Source organism: Herbiconiux sp. 320_LB (assembly GCF_059691755.1).
Genome location: NZ_JCAWAD010000005.1, coordinates 146940 through 161116, shown reverse-complemented (window position 1 = coordinate 161116; position 14177 = coordinate 146940). Strand labels below are relative to the sequence as shown.

General features: G+C 72.1%; 16 protein-coding genes. 8 read left to right on the top strand and 8 right to left on the bottom strand.

Annotated features, from left to right (window positions below):
- Nucleotides 1–128: 128 nt before the first annotated feature.
- A complete protein-coding gene (locus AC59HU_RS14230) occupies nucleotides 129–1763 on the bottom strand; it encodes a sensor histidine kinase (protein WP_497224077.1) in 1635 nt (544 codons plus the stop codon).
- Between the two features lie 2 nt (nucleotides 1764–1765).
- Nucleotides 1766–2434: a response regulator transcription factor gene (locus tag AC59HU_RS14225; RefSeq protein ID WP_497224076.1), complete on the bottom strand. Its 669-nt coding sequence runs from the start codon at nucleotides 2432–2434 to the stop codon at nucleotides 1766–1768.
- A 155-nt stretch (nucleotides 2435–2589) separates the two neighbouring features.
- Here AC59HU_RS14225 and AC59HU_RS14220 point away from each other — a divergent pair, with 155 nt between their 5' ends.
- Complete coding sequence (locus tag AC59HU_RS14220) at nucleotides 2590–3210, top strand: hypothetical protein (protein WP_497224075.1); 621 nt, start codon at nucleotides 2590–2592, stop codon at nucleotides 3208–3210.
- A 192-nt stretch (nucleotides 3211–3402) separates the two neighbouring features.
- On the opposite strand, the gene AC59HU_RS14215 is transcribed toward AC59HU_RS14220, so the two are convergent.
- The 4 genes from AC59HU_RS14215 to AC59HU_RS14200 form a co-directional block, all read right to left on the bottom strand.
- Nucleotides 3403–4371 (bottom strand): arsenic resistance protein, encoded by a 969-nt coding sequence (locus tag AC59HU_RS14215; protein ID WP_497224074.1) that lies wholly within the window; start codon nucleotides 4369–4371, stop codon nucleotides 3403–3405.
- 4 nt (nucleotides 4372–4375) lie between these two features.
- On the bottom strand, nucleotides 4376–4993 hold the full coding sequence (locus tag AC59HU_RS14210; protein ID WP_497224073.1) for a nuclear transport factor 2 family protein: 618 nt from the start codon (nucleotides 4991–4993) through the stop codon (nucleotides 4376–4378).
- A 160-nt stretch (nucleotides 4994–5153) separates the two neighbouring features.
- Nucleotides 5154–5561, bottom strand: coding sequence for a (R)-mandelonitrile lyase (locus AC59HU_RS14205; protein ID WP_497224072.1), 408 nt, complete (start codon nucleotides 5559–5561; stop codon nucleotides 5154–5156).
- A gap of 156 nt (nucleotides 5562–5717) precedes the next feature.
- Nucleotides 5718–6620: a helix-turn-helix transcriptional regulator gene (locus AC59HU_RS14200; RefSeq protein ID WP_497224071.1), complete on the bottom strand. Its 903-nt coding sequence runs from the start codon at nucleotides 6618–6620 to the stop codon at nucleotides 5718–5720.
- Nucleotides 6621–6756: 136 nt separating this feature from the next.
- On the opposite strand from AC59HU_RS14200, the gene AC59HU_RS14195 reads away from it, so the two are divergent.
- The 6 genes from AC59HU_RS14195 to AC59HU_RS14170 all read left to right on the top strand — a co-directional run bounded on the left by AC59HU_RS14195 (nucleotide 6757) and on the right by AC59HU_RS14170 (nucleotide 12082).
- A complete protein-coding gene (locus AC59HU_RS14195) occupies nucleotides 6757–7380 on the top strand; it encodes a cyclophilin-like fold protein (protein ID WP_497224070.1) in 624 nt (207 codons plus the stop codon).
- 96 nt (nucleotides 7381–7476) lie between these two features.
- Complete coding sequence (locus AC59HU_RS14190; protein WP_497224069.1) at nucleotides 7477–7821, top strand: carboxymuconolactone decarboxylase family protein; 345 nt, start codon at nucleotides 7477–7479, stop codon at nucleotides 7819–7821.
- The gene (locus AC59HU_RS14185; RefSeq protein WP_497224068.1) at nucleotides 7818–9017 is read left to right on the top strand and encodes an MFS transporter; all 1200 of its coding nucleotides are present in this window, start codon (nucleotides 7818–7820) and stop codon (nucleotides 9015–9017) included. Before AC59HU_RS14190 ends, AC59HU_RS14185 begins: the two co-directional genes overlap by 4 nt.
- Nucleotides 9018–9120: 103 nt before the next feature.
- The gene (locus tag AC59HU_RS14180; RefSeq protein ID WP_497224067.1) at nucleotides 9121–10158 is read left to right on the top strand and encodes a zinc-dependent alcohol dehydrogenase family protein; all 1038 of its coding nucleotides are present in this window, start codon (nucleotides 9121–9123) and stop codon (nucleotides 10156–10158) included.
- 100 nt (nucleotides 10159–10258) lie between these two features.
- Nucleotides 10259–11143 carry an aldo/keto reductase gene (locus tag AC59HU_RS14175; protein WP_497224066.1) on the top strand — a complete coding sequence of 295 codons (885 nt, stop codon included), beginning with the start codon at nucleotides 10259–10261 and terminating at the stop codon, nucleotides 11141–11143.
- Between the two features lie 48 nt (nucleotides 11144–11191).
- Complete coding sequence (locus AC59HU_RS14170; protein WP_497224065.1) at nucleotides 11192–12082, top strand: aldo/keto reductase; 891 nt, start codon at nucleotides 11192–11194, stop codon at nucleotides 12080–12082.
- Between the two features lie 42 nt (nucleotides 12083–12124).
- On the opposite strand, the gene AC59HU_RS14165 is transcribed toward AC59HU_RS14170, so the two are convergent.
- Complete coding sequence (locus tag AC59HU_RS14165) at nucleotides 12125–12769, bottom strand: TetR family transcriptional regulator (protein WP_497224064.1); 645 nt, start codon at nucleotides 12767–12769, stop codon at nucleotides 12125–12127.
- A gap of 101 nt (nucleotides 12770–12870) precedes the next feature.
- Between AC59HU_RS14165 and AC59HU_RS14160 the strand changes: the two genes are divergently transcribed.
- On the top strand, nucleotides 12871–13686 hold the full coding sequence (locus AC59HU_RS14160; RefSeq protein WP_497224063.1) for an SDR family oxidoreductase: 816 nt from the start codon (nucleotides 12871–12873) through the stop codon (nucleotides 13684–13686).
- Between the two features lie 35 nt (nucleotides 13687–13721).
- On the opposite strand, the gene AC59HU_RS14155 is transcribed toward AC59HU_RS14160, so the two are convergent.
- The gene (locus AC59HU_RS14155; protein ID WP_497224062.1) at nucleotides 13722–14033 is read right to left on the bottom strand and encodes a putative quinol monooxygenase; all 312 of its coding nucleotides are present in this window, start codon (nucleotides 14031–14033) and stop codon (nucleotides 13722–13724) included.
- Between the last annotated feature and the right edge of the window lie 144 nt (nucleotides 14034–14177).

Below are 14177 nucleotides of genomic sequence, written 5' to 3'. Positions count from 1 at the left end.
CCACACTTCCGGGCCGTCACGATCGGCACCCTACTATCGCGGTCCGATCCGATCGCCTTCGTCTTCGCCTTCGACGACCTAGCCGCGACCGCGGCTGCGGCTGCGGCTGCGGCTGCTGATACTGCGCCTCACGCGAGCGGGAGGGTGAGGAGGAAACGCGCGCCGGGATGGAGCGGGGCGGCGCAGACGAGGTCGCCGGCGTGGGCGCGGGCGATGCCCCGGGCGATCGGGAGACCGAGGCCCGAACCGCCGCCCGCGGCACCCCGCGAGTCGTCGAGGCGCACGAGCCGGTCGAAGATGCGCTCGCGGTCGGCGACCGGCACGCCGGGGCCGGAGTCGGCGACCTCGAGCCTGGCCGTGCGGCCCTCGGAGCCGAGGGTGATCGCCACCGGGCCGCGGTCTCCGGTCATCCGGCCCGCGTTCTCGACGAGGTTCGCCAGCACCTGACCGAGGCGCCCCGGGTCGCCCTGCACGGGCAGCTCGTGCTCGGGCGTGAGCACCCGCAGGTCGAGGCCGGGGCGACGGATGCGCAGCCGCTCGACCTCGGCCGCGATCACCGAGCGCAGGTCGATCGCGCGCAGCTCGACCCCGAGTCCCTCGTCGAGCCGGGCCATCAGCAGCATGTCGTCGATCAGCCGGCTCGCCCGGGTGGCCTCGCGCCCCACGTGCACCGCCAGTCGTTCCCGGGTGGCGGGATCCGCGGATCCGCGCACGAGCGTGTCGGCGGCGGCGCGCATCCCGGCCACCGGCGTGCGGAGTTCGTGCGCCGCATCGTTCACGAAGGCGCGGACGCGGCGCTCGGCCTCCTGGGCCACCCGCTCGGCCTCCTGGGCCAACCGCTCGGCCTCGCGGGCGGCGCGTTCGGAGGTTCGGGCCGAGGCCTCGGCGCCACGGGCCGTCCGTTCGGCGCCTTCCACGCCGTCGAGCATCTCGTCGAACGCCACCGCGGTGCGGCCGATCTCGGTGCGCGGTCGGGTGGGCTGCAGCCGCCGGCCCCGGTCGCCGCGGGCGATGTCGCCGGCCAGGTCGGTCATCGTGCGCAGCGGGCGCAGGGATGCCCGCACCACGACGAGCAGCAGACCGGCCGCGAGCACGAGGAAGGCGCCCGACGCGCCCAGCATGATCCAGCGCAACTGGTCGAGGGTCTGCTCGACGCTCGCGGTGTCGGCGGTGAGGGTGAGCACGCTCCCGTCGCTGAGCCCGGTGCGCAGGGTGATCAGCCGCGGGTCGGAGGTGTCGACGGCTGACGAGGTGATCGTGACGGCGGGATCGGCTGCCGACGTGCCGTCGGCGGGGGCGCTCGCCGGGTCGCTCGAGGGGGCGCTCGCGGGGTCGTCCGACGAGGCGCCCGGTGCTCGCTCGGGCGCCGGCTCACCGGCCGGCGGCAACCCGGCGGGATCCGGCCCGCGGCGCAGCTCGTCCGGGGTGGGGCCCGCGACGACCGCGCCGCCGTCGGGGCTCTCGATCAGCACGGAGACGCCCTGGGCCGAGAGGCGGTCGGCCAGGTCGTCGTTCGAGACGGTGCCGATCAGGGCTGCGGCGGCGGAGGCGCGATCGGCGAGGCGTTCCTCGATCTGGGCGCGCAGGCGCTCGCCCAGCAGCAGTTGCACGGTCAGGGCGAGCCCGACGAGCAGGACCGCGAGCATCCCGAGCACGGCGAGCACCGTGCGGGTGCGCAGCGAGCCGGTGCGGAGTCGCGCCGGGCGTGCTCCGGTCGTACGGAGTCGCGCCGGGCGTGCTCCGCTGGCGTGGGCCGGGGCCACGGTCACACGCTCATCCGGTAGCCCATGCCGCGCACGGTATGGATGAGCCGGGGGCCGTTCTGCTCCATCTTGCGGCGGAGCGAGCTCAGATGCACCTCGACGACATTGGGGTCGACGTCGTCGTAGCCCCAGACCTGGGTGAGGATCTGCCCCTTCGACAGGGTGCGGCCGCGGCTCGCGGCGAGGAAGCCGAGCAGCCGGAACTCGGTCGCGGTCAGCTCGAGGTCGAGACCGGCCCGGCGCGCGCGGGCGCCGTCGATGTCGACGACGAGGTCGTCCAGCTCGATCACGCCCGGGATGCGCCCGCGCCGGCGGAGCACCGCGGTCACCCGGGCGACCAGCTCGGCCATCGCGAAGGGTTTCACGAGGTAGTCGTCGATGCCCTCCGAGAAGCCGCGAAGCCGGTCTTCGACGGCGTCGCGAGCGGTGAGCATGAGCACGCCGCAGTCGGTGTGGATGCGGGCGGTGGCGGCGAGCTGGATGCCCGAGCGGCCGGGCAGCATCCAGTCGAGCACCACGAGATCGGGCACGAGGGTCGTGAGCAGCGCGCCGAAGTCGTCGCCGTCGGCGCGTTCGTGCACGATGAGCCCTTCGTCGCGGAGGGCGGCCGTGACGGCCTCGCGGATCGTCTCGTCGTCCTCCACCAGCAGGATGCGGGCAGGGGTCGTCATCGTCCGACGGTAGGCGGCGACGTTATCGGCCGGCCATCACCCGGCTGGGAGGACCCTGGGCTTAAGCGGAGCTTCAGATTCGCTTTCGACAGTGGAGAAGCCGAGGTCGGACGACCCGGCCGGCGCTCCGGCGTCGACACCGAACGGAGACACCCATGTCAGACCTCGACCCCCGCTTCGACGAAGCGACCCGACCCATCCCCACCGCGCCGACGCCCCCGCGCAGGCCCTCGATCGCCCGCCGCGTGGCGATCGGAGCCGTCTGCGGCGTCGTCGGCCTCGGCGTGCTCGGCGGCACGGCGGCGTTCGCGGCGCAGGGAGGGGGAGGGGGGACTGCGGTACCGACCGTTGTCGCGACCTCCTCGGCGACCCCTGCGCCGAACCCTGCCCCGACCGACGGCGCGACCGATGGTGCGGCCGGCGGCGCGGCGCCGACCCAGCCCGGTGCATCCGGTGCGCCGGCGGACGGCGCCGCGCCCGTCGCGCCCGTAGCTCCGGGGGACGGGACCGCCCCGCCCGCGACCGCCGCCGGCCCCGCGGGCGAGTGCGGCCCCGGAGTCGCGGCGGGTGGCCCGGCCGGTGGCGTGCTGCCGGCCCCGCCCGCCCCGCTGGCAGACGGCTCGGCGCCGACCCCGCCGGCAGACGGCTCGTCACCCACCCCGCCCGCAGACGGCTCGGCGCCCACCCCGCCCACTCCGCCGACAGACGGCTCAGCCCCCACCCCGCCCGACGGCACCACCCCGCCCACCGCCGCCCCCCAGGTCGAGGGCTCCTGACGCACGGCCCACTGGGGTCCCAGCGGCGAGCCGGGGCCCCACCGGGCCACGTCTGCCATCGTGACCGAAGCCCACCTGCCACCCCTCGAGCCGGGTGAGGGGACGCCGTCCGTCAGTCTCGGGACGGGCCCATCGGGTTCGGGGTGGGCGCGTCGGTCTCGGGACCGGCCCGTCGGTCTCGCGGTGGGCGCGTCAGCCTCGCGGTGGGCGCGTCAGCCTCGGGACGAGGCGGACGAAGACCACCATGCCGACCAGCTCGACGAGGGTCTGCGTGACCACCGCCAGCGGTGCGAGAGCGAGCGACGTCGGCAGGGCCAGGGCGAGCGGCAGCACGACGAGGGAGTTGCGGGTCGCGCCGGAGAAGATCACCGCGCGCGTCGCCGGCGCATCCAGTCGCGCGGTTCGGCCGGCGACCAGACCCACGCCGAGCATGATCGCCAGGAACGCCGCGTAGATCGGGACCACGCCGACGAGCGCCAGGGCCTCGCCCCCGACGGCGGCGATCTGCGAACCGATGACGACCGCGAGGGTGAGCATCATCAGCGGCACCATCGCGGCCGCCGAGATGCGTTCGACGGCTCGTCCCGAGCGGTGCCGTCGGGCGACCGCCTGCACGACGGCGGCGGCGACCAGCGGCGTCACGATCAACACGAGGAACGCTTCGACGAAGGGCCCGATCGCGATGAGTCGCACCGCCTCACCGCCGGCGAACAGCAGGAGGTACAGCGGCAGGAGCACGATCTGAAGCAGCATCAGCAGAGGCGCCGCGGCCAGCAGGCGCGCCTTGGCGCCACCGGCGAGACCCGTGAACACGATCACGTAGTCGACGCAGGGGGTCAGGAGGACCAGCAGCACCCCGAGCAGCAGCCCCTGGTCGCCGGCGACGAATCGCGACAACCCGAACACGATCACGGGCACGACGACGAAGTTCACCAGGAGGACCGTCGAGAGGAATCGCAGGTCGCGGAACGACCTGCCGACCTCGATCAGCGGCACGCCGAGGAAGGTGGCGAACAGCAGCAGACCCAGGGCCGGATCGATGGTGGCCGTCAGGGCCGGGGCGAGGCCGGGGGCGAGAAGCCCGACGACGGCGCCCAGGATGATCGCGGCGAGATAGAGGGGGACCTGCCGTCGATCCCACCATGCAACGGCAGCGCCCACCGTCTCAGTCTAGGAGTGGGGTGTGCGACACCGGGGAGACCGGGTTCTGGGGCCTGCCGGGGGTCGCGGCCATGCTGGCGAAGCCGCCGCCGCCCTTCCAGACGGTGGTGTTGACCAGTCGGACGATCCGCAGGCCGGCCGACTGGGGCGTCGGCGTCGAGGTCGGTGTCGGCGTCGAGGTCGGTGTCGGCGTCGAACCAGGTGCCTGCGTCGCCGCCGGCGCCTCGGCCCCCGTCACCTCCGCCGTCGACGGGCGTAGCGTCGCCGTGATCACGGCCCCCGCCACGAAGACGTCGTCGGGCCCGCTGATCACCCCGCTCGAGTTCTCGCCCCAGAGATGAACGGCGACCAGGTTGGCCCGCACGGTCAGCTCCTCGCCCTCCGCCTCGACGTCGTGGCCGGTCAGCAGGTGCTGAGTCGCAGCGAACCGCGCGAAGCTCGCTCGGTGGCTCTCCACGATCTGTTCCGGGCCGACCATGGAGGTGCCGTTGGGCCGCAGAACCACCCCGTCGGGCGCGAAGACCTCGGCGAACGGCTCCGTCTCGAACACCCGCTCATCCAGCAGCCGGAAGTACCGGTTCAGCACACGCACGGCCTCCGCCGCCAGCCCCGAGTCGATCATGCCGACACCCTAGTCGCCCCGCCGACGCCGACGAAGGAACACTCGGACGACAACCCACCCGCTGGCTCGTCGCGATGGCGCTGAGCGCGGAACGCTGTAGACCTCCTGGCGGATGTCCTGGTCTGCCGCCTCCGCGTGCCATGGAGTCCCCGGTGCCAGGTTAGCGCGGCGGGATGCGGTAGTCCTCGTCGCGGACGTGCTCCGACCAGGTGGTCGTGGTCGCGGGGTCGTCGGCGTTCTCGAGCATCGCGAGGTGCTCCATGTACTGATCGGGGGCGGCGCCGTGCCAGTGCTCCTCGCCGGGCGGCGTGTAGACCGTCTGTCCGGGATGCACGGCGATGACGGTCCCGTCACGGGTGCCCATCAGGGCCAGGCCCTCGGTGACGTGCAGGGTCTGGCCGTGGGCGTGCGAGTGCCACGCGGTGCGGGCACCGGGCAAGAAGCGCACCTTCGACACGATCATCCGCTGGCCCTCGTCGTGCGGGGTGGCGATCAGGTCGAGGTAGACGTCGCCGGTGAACTGCTCCGGCGGGTTCTTGGTGGTCGGCTTCCGGAGTTCGATCTGCATTCGGTTCTCCTGGTTCTGGTGGATGCGGTCGGTTGGTGGATGCGGCCGGCAGATGGATGAGGCCGGCGGATGGTTGCGGCCGGCGGGCGGATGTGGTGGGCGGATGTGGTGGGCTGATGCGGCCGGCCGACGGACGCGGGCGGTCGGTGGATGCGCTCAGTCGGTGCTGACCCGCGGCCGGGCCGCGGGGTCGCGCGCGATGTCGGCGATGCGCTCGGTGGCCGCCCAGCTCGCGAGCAGGCGCAGGCCCTCCGCCGAGGGGCTGCCGGGCGCCGGCGTGTAGACGGTCAGGGTGTGGCCGGGGTCGTCCTCGAGATCCATCACGTGGTAGGTCAGCTCGAGCAGGCCCACCACCGGATGCTGGAACTGCTTCGCACCGGAATAGTGGCGACGCACGTCGTGCGCGCCCCACAGCGTGCGGAACTCCTCGCTCCGCACCGACAGCTCGCCGATCAGGCCGCTGAGCTCCTTGTCGTAGGGGCTCCGCCCGGCGTCGCGGCGCAGGATCTGCACGTTCACGTCGGCCGCCCGCCGCCAGTCGGGGTAGAAGTCGTGCGAGCGGGGGTCGAGGAAGATGAACCGGGAGTGGTTCGCCGGGCGCGCCGAGCCGCGGTACATCTCGGAGTAGAGGGCGAAGCCGAGCTCGTTCGCCGCGACGAGGTCCATCCGGTTGTTGCCGACGAACGCGGCGGCCCCCGTGATCGAGTCGAGCAGATCCTGCGTGGCCGGCCGCAGGGCGTGCGCCGGGGCCTTGGGCGCGCGGGCCCTCGTTCCGAGGTTGGCGGTGCGGGCCAGGTCGTGGAGGTGGTCGTGCTCGGCACGGTCGAGGGAGAGCGCGCGGGAGACGGCGTCGAGCACGTTCTCCGAGACGCCGGTGAGGTTTCCGCGTTCGACCCGGGTGTAATAGTCCACGCTCAGACCCGCGAGCCTGGCCACCTCGTCGCGACGCAGGCCGGGCACCCGCCGGCGCCCACCGGTCGGTTCGACGCCGGCCTGCTCGGGGCTGAGGCGAGCCCGGCGCGACACCAGGAACTCGCGTACTTCGCTGCGATTGTCCATGACCCCACGGTAGGTCTGTCGCGCGTCACGAGGGAGGGTTTGTCAGAACCCGTTTAGACAGCCCCCTCCCTCCGGCCGCCGACACGCGTTTGGATCGGTCTGTGAGCACAGAAACCGATCTCGGAAGGGGAGCCGCATGACCGCGATCACCTCCCTCGGCCGCACCCGGGCGCTCGCCGGGGTCGTCGCTCTCGGGCTGACGCTGGCGCTGGCGCTGGCCGGATGCGCGCCCGGCGGCACCGACACCGGCTCCGGCGACGAGGCGGCTCGCCACACGCCCGCCGCCATCCCGACCGTGTCGGCGGGGCCGGCGACCCCGGCGCCCGCCTCCGCGGCCCCAGCGACCGCGAATCCCGGCACCACCCCATCGCCCACCCCGGCACCCGCGAACCAGGAGGCTCCCGTGACCACCGACGTCCTTCTCCAGATCACCGTGAACGGGGCGACCGTCGCCGCCGTTCTCCCGCAGAGCGCCGCATCCACGTCGCTCGTCGCCCAGCTGCCGCTCGACCTGTCGTTCACCGACTTCGGCGGTCAGGAGAAGATCGCCCGCCTCCCCGCTGCGCTGGACCTCGCCGGGATGCCCTCCGGCAGCGCCGCCGAGCCCGGCACCATCGGGTACTACGCCCCCGATCAGGCGCTCGTCCTGTACTACGACTCGGTCGGCTACTACGAGGGGATCATCCCGCTCGGCACCTTCGACGACGTCGCCGCGGTGCGCGAGGCGCCCGCGTTCACCGGCTCTGTCACCGACCGCTGAAGCCTCAAATTCACCGGCGCCGCGGATCCACCGCAACCCCCGCATCCACCGGTCCCGCACCCACCGAACCCCCGCATCCACCGAAGGAGAACCACGATGACCGAACAGCCTCGCCAGATCGGCGGCGGTCGCCGCAGCATCGGCGACGTCGCACCGAAGCTCGCCGCCCTCACCGACGACGTGCTCTTCGACGACGTCTGGAACCGCCCCGGTCTCAGTGCCCGCGACCGCAGCCTGATCACGGTCGCCGCCCTCGTGCGCGGCGGCGACACCGAGCAGCTGCGTTTCCACGCCGGGCGCGCCCTCGAGAACGGGGTGACCGGCGACGAACTCGTCGAGGCGGTCACCCACCTGGCGTTCTACGCGGGCTGGCCCAAGGCGATGTCCGCGGTCGCCGTGCTGAAGGACGTGCTCGCCGACGCCCGGGACGGGGCCGAATGAGTACCGCCACCGCGAGCCTCCCCGTCGCGCCGACGACCGAGGACCGCCGACTGCCGGTCGCCGCACTGGTCGCGCTGGCCCTGATCGGTTTCATCCTGATCGCCATGGAGACCATGCCGGCCGGCCTCCTGCCCGACATCGCCTCGGGAATGGGCACGAGCGAGGGCACCGTCGGTCTCTTCGTCAGCGCCTACGCCCTCGGCACGGTCATCGTCACCGTGCCGGCGATCTCGCTCACCCGCGGCTTCCGGCGCAAGCCGCTGCTCCTCGCGGGCGTGGCCGGGCTCGTCCTGGCGAACGCGGTCACCGCCGTGTCGCCCGACGTGACGCTCTCCCTCGTCTCCCGGTTCGTGGCCGGGTCGTTCTCGGGCGTCATCTGGGGGATGCTGGCCAACTACGCGATCCGCATCTCCCCGCCGGCCCGTTCGGGTCTCGCCCTGTCGATCATGTCGACCGGGGCGCCGCTCGGCTTCGCGTTCGGCACGCCGCTCGGAGCCTTCATCGGTGGCCTCACCGACTGGCGCTGGTCGTTCGCCGGGGTGAGCCTGCTCGCCCTCGTGGTAGGGCTCGTGATCCTCGCCGTCGTGCCCGATGCGCCGGGACTCCCCGCCGCCGGCCGACTGCCCCTCCGCCGGGTGCTGGGGCTGCGCGGCGTGCCGATCGTGCTCGTCGTGATCGTGGTGTGGATGCTCGCGCACAGCACCATCTACACCTACGTCGCCCCTTACCTCCGCGCGACCGGCACGGGCCTCGGCCCCGACCTGATGCTCCTGGTCTACGGCGTCGCCTCGCTCGGCGGGGTCGCGCTGGTGGGGGTCTTCCTCGACCGGCACCCGCGGGCGCTGCTCCACCTCTCGGCGGCCACCTTCACGGTCGCCGGAGTGGTGCTGCTGGTGGGCCACGCCTCGGTGCCGGCCGTGCTGATCGCGGCCGTGCTCTGGGGCGCGAGCTTCGGCGGCACCGCCCCGCAGCTGCAGCACGCCCTCACCCGGGCCGGCGGCGACAACGCCGACATCGCGAACTCGTTCCTGCCGGTGGCGTTCAACCTGGCCATCTTCGGGGCCGGGATCCTCGGCGGGCTGCTGCTCACCGTCGCCGACGGCCTGATCCTCCCCGCCGCGATGGCCGTGCTCGGTCTGGTCGCCTTCGGGCTCACCCTCCACGGTCGCCGCTCGGCGTTCGCCGCGTCGCGCTGACCCCGGTCACACCTCCGACGCATCCCGCTGATCCGTGCGACAGCCGCGGACCCCACCCACCCGTCCACCGCATCCCCCCCCATCAACCCCAGAGAGACACATCATGCGCGCAGCACTCATGTACGAAGCCGGCGACGTGCGGATCGAGACCGTACCCGACTCCCGCATCCAGCAGCCCACCGACGCCCTGGTGCGCATCACCGCCGCCTGCATCTGCGGCAGCGACCTGCATCCGTACCACTCGATGACCCGCGACCAGGGCCCGGCGCGGATGGGCCACGAGTTCATCGGCATCGTCGAGGACATCGGATCGGCCGTCACCACCGTGAAGAAGGGCGACCTGGTCGTCGCTCCCTTCGCCATCTCGGACGGCACCTGCGAGTACTGCCGGGAGGGCCTGCAGACCTCGTGCGTGCACGGGTCGTTCTGGGACACGCTGCCCGACGAGGGCGGCCAGGCCGAGGCCGCGCGCGTGCCCTGGGCCGACGGCACGCTCGTGAAGCTGCCCGTGGCCGCCGACTCGGCGCTCATCCCGTCGCTGCTGACGCTCTCCGACGTGTTCGGCACCGGCTACCACGCCGCCGTGCGGGGCGGCGTGGAGCCCGGCTCGACCGTCACCGTGATCGGCGACGGCGCGGTTGGCCTGCTCGCCGTGCTCTCGGCGAAGCGCCTCGGCGCCGAGCAGATCATCCTGATGGGCCGCCACGAGGCCCGCACCGACCTCGGCCGCTCGTTCGGCGCGACCGACGTCGTCGCCGAGCGCGGCAAGGAGGGCATCGAGAAGGTGCGCGAGCTCACCGACGGACAGGGCACCCGGATCGTGCTCGAGGCCGTCGGCCACCGCCCCGCCTACGAGCAGGCATACGGCATCGTGCGCGCGGGCGGCACCATCAGCCGGGTCGGTGTTCCGCAGTACGAGGAGGCTCCGGTCGGTTTCGGCAGCCTCTTCGGCAAGAACATCACCCTGACCGGCGGCCCCGCACCCACCCGGGCCTACATCGACGAGCTGATGCCCGACATCCTGAACGGCACCATCGAACCGGGCCGCGTCTTCGACCTGACCACCGACCTCGACGGCGTGCCCGACGGCTACCGGTCGATGGACGACCGCTCGCGCCTCAAGGTGCTCGTCACCCCGTGAGCGTGACGGTGAAATCGACCTCGACCTCGACCTCGACCTTGACCTTGACCTTGACCTCGACTGTGATCGTGACCGAAACCGCACCGGAGGACCGACTGACATGACCACGACCATCACCCTGAACAACGGAGTCGCGCTTCCTGCCCTCGGGCTGGGCGTGCTGCAGAGCGAGGGCGGCGAGGCGACGGCCGCCGTGTCGACGGCGCTGGCCGCCGGCTACCGCCTGATCGACACCGCCGCGGCGTACTTCAACGAGCGCGAGGTGGGGCAGGGCATCCGCGACTCGGGCGTCGCGCGCGACGAGGTGTTCCTCACGACGAAGCTGTGGATGACCGACTACGGCTTCGACAGCGCCCTCCGCGCCTTCGACACCAGCACCGCCAAGCTCGGCGTGGACCACGTCGATCTCTACCTGTTGCACTGGCCGTGGCCGGCGGACTTCGAGAGGACCCTCGCGGCGTACCGGGCCGCCGAGCGCCTGCTGGCCGAGGGCCGGGTGCGGGCGATCGGCGTCGCCAACTTCCTGCCCGAGCACCTGTGCGCACTGGTGGGCCAGACGGATGTGGTGCCCGCAGTGAACCAGATCGAGCTGCACCCGAACTTCCAGCAGCCCGAGCAGCTCGCGGTGCACCGCGAGCTCGGCATCGCCACCCAGGCTTGGTCGCCGATCGGCGGCGTCTACGGCTGGGCGGGCGACAACGGCGCGGTGCCGCCGCTCCGCAACGAGACGATCCTCGCGATCGCGGAGGCCCACGGCCGCACGCCGGCCCAGGTGATCCTGCGCTGGCACCTGCAGGAGGGGCGCAGCGCGATCCCGAAGTCGGTGAAGCCCGAGCGGATCGCCGAGAACATCGACGTGTTCGGCTTCGAGCTGTCCGACGACGAGCTGAGCGCCATAGACGCGCTCGACACCGGCGTGCGCGGTGCGATCGATCCCCAGATCGTGACACCCGAGGCGATCGACCTCACGATCGACGCGGCCTGACGGGTCCGCGAATCCCGAACCACGAACCACGAACCACAGGGAGTACTCATGAACCCGCACCTGACGCTCAACAACGGCGTCCGCATCCCCGCCATCGGCTTCGGCGTCTTCCAGAGCGCCCCGGAGGAGACCGCGGCCGCCGTCGAGACCGCCCTCGCCGCCGGCTACCGCCACATCGACACGGCGGCCGGCTACGCCAACGAGCGCGAGGTCGGGGAGGGCATCCGGCGCTCCGGGCTCGACCGGGCCGACATCGTCATCGAGACGAAGGTGTGGGTCAGCGACTACGGCTTCGACGAGACCCTGCACGCCTTCGAGAAGAGCGCGACGAAGCTGGGGGTGGACCGGATCGACCTGCTGATCCTGCACCAGCCGATGCCGCAGCACTTCGAGCGGACGGTGCAGGCCTATCGCGCGCTCGAGAGACTGCTGGCGGAGGGACGGGCGAGCGCCATCGGCGTGAGCAACTTCATGCCCCACCACCTGGCGGCACTCCGGGAGCAGACCGAGGTGGTGCCGGCCCTCAACCAGGTGGAGCTGCATCCCTACTTCAGCCAGCCCACCGTGCAGGCGGCTGACGCCGAGCTCGGTGTGCTCACGCAGGCCTGGTCGCCGATCGGCGGCATCACCTTCTACCCGGGCTGGGGCGACGACAGCCGCCGCAGCGTGCTCGACGACGACACGATCGGCCGGATCGCCGCGGCGCACGGCAAGTCGCCGGCGCAGGTGATGCTGCGCTGGCACGTGCAGGAGGGGCGCTCGGCCATCCCCAAGTCGACGAACCCGCAACGCATCGCCAAGAACATCGACGTCTTCGACTTCGAACTCACCACCGAGGAGCTCGCGGCTCTCGACGGTCTGGACCGCGGGGTGCGCGGCGGCCCCGACCCTGACGAGGTCGATCCCTCGACCTGGGATGTGACGATCCCGGAGGCCTGACCTGCGGGCATGCGGCTGGCCGTGCATCCGGACTCTCGATGGTCAGGTGGCGGTCACTGGCCGGAGGGTCGACATCGCGGTGTCGAGGTAGCTGCCGAAGGGCGCCGTGCGGTCGGAGGCGTACCAGGCCTGCTGCGCGGCCTGCAGGCAGGCGAACGCGGCACCGACGATGGATGCGGGGCGCGGGTCGGCGGGGTCGATCTCGCGCCCGCTCTCGGCCTCGTCGGCGGGGTCGATCTCGCCGAGGCGCTCGGCGACCCGGCCGATGAGGAGCTGCTGCACGCGCTGCAGCTTCTCCAAGTACCGGGCGTACAGCTGGGGCGTGCTGCGGACGATCTCGTCCATGGCCTCGTTCCGGGCGCGCTGGTGGTCGTCCTGCACGTAGTCGAGCGTGATGTCGAACACGCGCCTCAGCGACTCCCACACCGGCTCGTCGGCGGGCCGGTCGTCGAGGGCCTCCGCCATCCGATCCGCGAAGAGGTCGTACTTGCCGATCACGAGGTCGTCCTTCGACGGGAAGTACCGGAAGAAGGTTCGCTTGGACATGCCCGCCGCGGCCGCGATCTGATCCACGGTCGTGGCGTCGTACCCCTGCGCGACGAACAGATCCTGCGCCACCGAGGTCAGCTCGGTCTGCGCGAGACGCCGCGTGCGTTCGCGGATCGGCACCGGGGGCGTCTCGCTCATCTCCTCATCATATCCCCAGGATGCAAAGTTGACACCCGGTGACAGAAGAGGCATATAGTCTCCCTGTGGCGTCAGAGAGGCGCCCGTATCGGAAGGTCATCATGAGCAAGGTTTGGTTCGTCACCGGGTCGTCGAAGGGGTTCGGCCGCGCGTTCGTGCTCGCCGCGCTGGAGCGAGGGGACAAGGTCGCCGCGACCGCCCGCGACACCGCCACACTGAACGACCTGGTCGAGAAGTACGGCGACGCGGTGCTCCCGTTGCAGCTCGACGTCACCGACCGCGACCAGGTGTTCGACGCCGTCGCGTCGGCGCACGACACCTTCGGTCGGCTCGACGTCGTGGTCAACAACGCCGGCTACGGACTCTTCGGCGCGGTCGAGGAGATCACCGAGCAGCAGCTCCGCGATCAGCTCGAGACGAACCTGTTCGGCGTCGTCCACGTCACCCAGGCCGTGCTGCCGATCCTCCGCGAGCAGGGATCCGGTCACATCATCCAGATCTCCACCGTCGGCGGCGTCGCGGCGTTCCCGACCCTCGGCGGCTACCACGCCTCGAAGTGGGCCCTCGAGGGCCTGACCGAGTCGCTGGCCCAGGAGGTCGCCGGGTTCGGCATCTCGGTCACCCTGGTCGAGCCCGGCGGGTTCGACACCGACTGGAGCAGCGCATCCGCCACCGTCGCCGACCCGCAGCCGCAGTACGCGCCCCTGCACGAGGCGATGGCCGCGTGGGCCGAGGGCCCGCAGCCGCAGCCGGTGGGGTTCGGCTCCGCGATCCTCAAGGTGGTCGACGCCGACAAGCCGCCGCTGCGCGTCTTCTTCGGCGAGCAGCCGACCCAGCTCGCCCCGCAGCTCTACCAGCAGCGCCTGGCGGAGTGGGCCGAGTGGGCACCCGTCTCCCGCGAGGCGGAAGGCAAGTAGTCAGCCGGCGCCCGGTGCCCGGCGCCAAGCCCCCGTCAGCTCGAGGCGACCGGGTGCAGCATCACCCGCATCGGCGGCTCGGCGAGCAGGGCGATGAGCTCGTCGTGGCGCTGCTCGACCGCGGCGTTCGATTCGGCGTAGTGCCGATCGAACGACGCCTGGTCGCGGTAGAACTCCGTGGTCCAGATCACCTCGGGGGTCTCGTCCTCCTGCGAGACGAGCCAGTCGACCGGGCCGTCGGGGTCGTCGACGTAATGGAGCTCGGTGATCACCTTCGCCAGCGCGTCTCCCTCGCCCTCTCGGGCTCGCATCTTCAGCAGTACTCCGGGCTTGGTGCTCTCGAACATGGCATCTCCTTCCATCATCGGGCGCGACTGGAGCGCGCACTGGAACGGCGTTCCAAAGAGATTATGGAACGCTGTTCCAGGATGTGTCAAGATGAGCCGGTGACCGAGAGAGCGCGAGCGGGCAGGCGATCGGATCCCCTGTCG

What these genes read in the sequence shown, in the direction of transcription:
- AC59HU_RS14205 (WP_497224072.1), bottom strand. Translation starts at nt 5,561, where the DNA reads ATGCAGATCGAACTCCGGAAGCCGACCACCAAGAACCCGCCGGAGCAG.
- AC59HU_RS14195 (WP_497224070.1), top strand. Translation starts at nt 6,757, where the DNA reads ATGACCGCGATCACCTCCCTCGGCCGCACCCGGGCGCTCGCCGGGGTC.
- AC59HU_RS14220 (WP_497224075.1), top strand. Translation starts at nt 2,590, where the DNA reads ATGTCAGACCTCGACCCCCGCTTCGACGAAGCGACCCGACCCATCCCC.
- AC59HU_RS14155 (WP_497224062.1), bottom strand. Translation starts at nt 14,033, where the DNA reads ATGTTCGAGAGCACCAAGCCCGGAGTACTGCTGAAGATGCGAGCCCGA.
- AC59HU_RS14160 (WP_497224063.1), top strand. Translation starts at nt 12,871, where the DNA reads ATGAGCAAGGTTTGGTTCGTCACCGGGTCGTCGAAGGGGTTCGGCCGC.
- AC59HU_RS14165 (WP_497224064.1), bottom strand. Translation starts at nt 12,769, where the DNA reads ATGAGCGAGACGCCCCCGGTGCCGATCCGCGAACGCACGCGGCGTCTC.
- AC59HU_RS14225 (WP_497224076.1), bottom strand. Translation starts at nt 2,434, where the DNA reads ATGACGACCCCTGCCCGCATCCTGCTGGTGGAGGACGACGAGACGATC.
- AC59HU_RS14170 (WP_497224065.1), top strand. Translation starts at nt 11,192, where the DNA reads ATGAACCCGCACCTGACGCTCAACAACGGCGTCCGCATCCCCGCCATC.
- AC59HU_RS14210 (WP_497224073.1), bottom strand. Translation starts at nt 4,993, where the DNA reads ATGATCGACTCGGGGCTGGCGGCGGAGGCCGTGCGTGTGCTGAACCGG.
- AC59HU_RS14175 (WP_497224066.1), top strand. Translation starts at nt 10,259, where the DNA reads ATGACCACGACCATCACCCTGAACAACGGAGTCGCGCTTCCTGCCCTC.
- AC59HU_RS14180 (WP_497224067.1), top strand. Translation starts at nt 9,121, where the DNA reads ATGCGCGCAGCACTCATGTACGAAGCCGGCGACGTGCGGATCGAGACC.
- AC59HU_RS14185 (WP_497224068.1), top strand. Translation starts at nt 7,818, where the DNA reads ATGAGTACCGCCACCGCGAGCCTCCCCGTCGCGCCGACGACCGAGGAC.
- AC59HU_RS14190 (WP_497224069.1), top strand. Translation starts at nt 7,477, where the DNA reads ATGACCGAACAGCCTCGCCAGATCGGCGGCGGTCGCCGCAGCATCGGC.
- AC59HU_RS14200 (WP_497224071.1), bottom strand. Translation starts at nt 6,620, where the DNA reads ATGGACAATCGCAGCGAAGTACGCGAGTTCCTGGTGTCGCGCCGGGCT.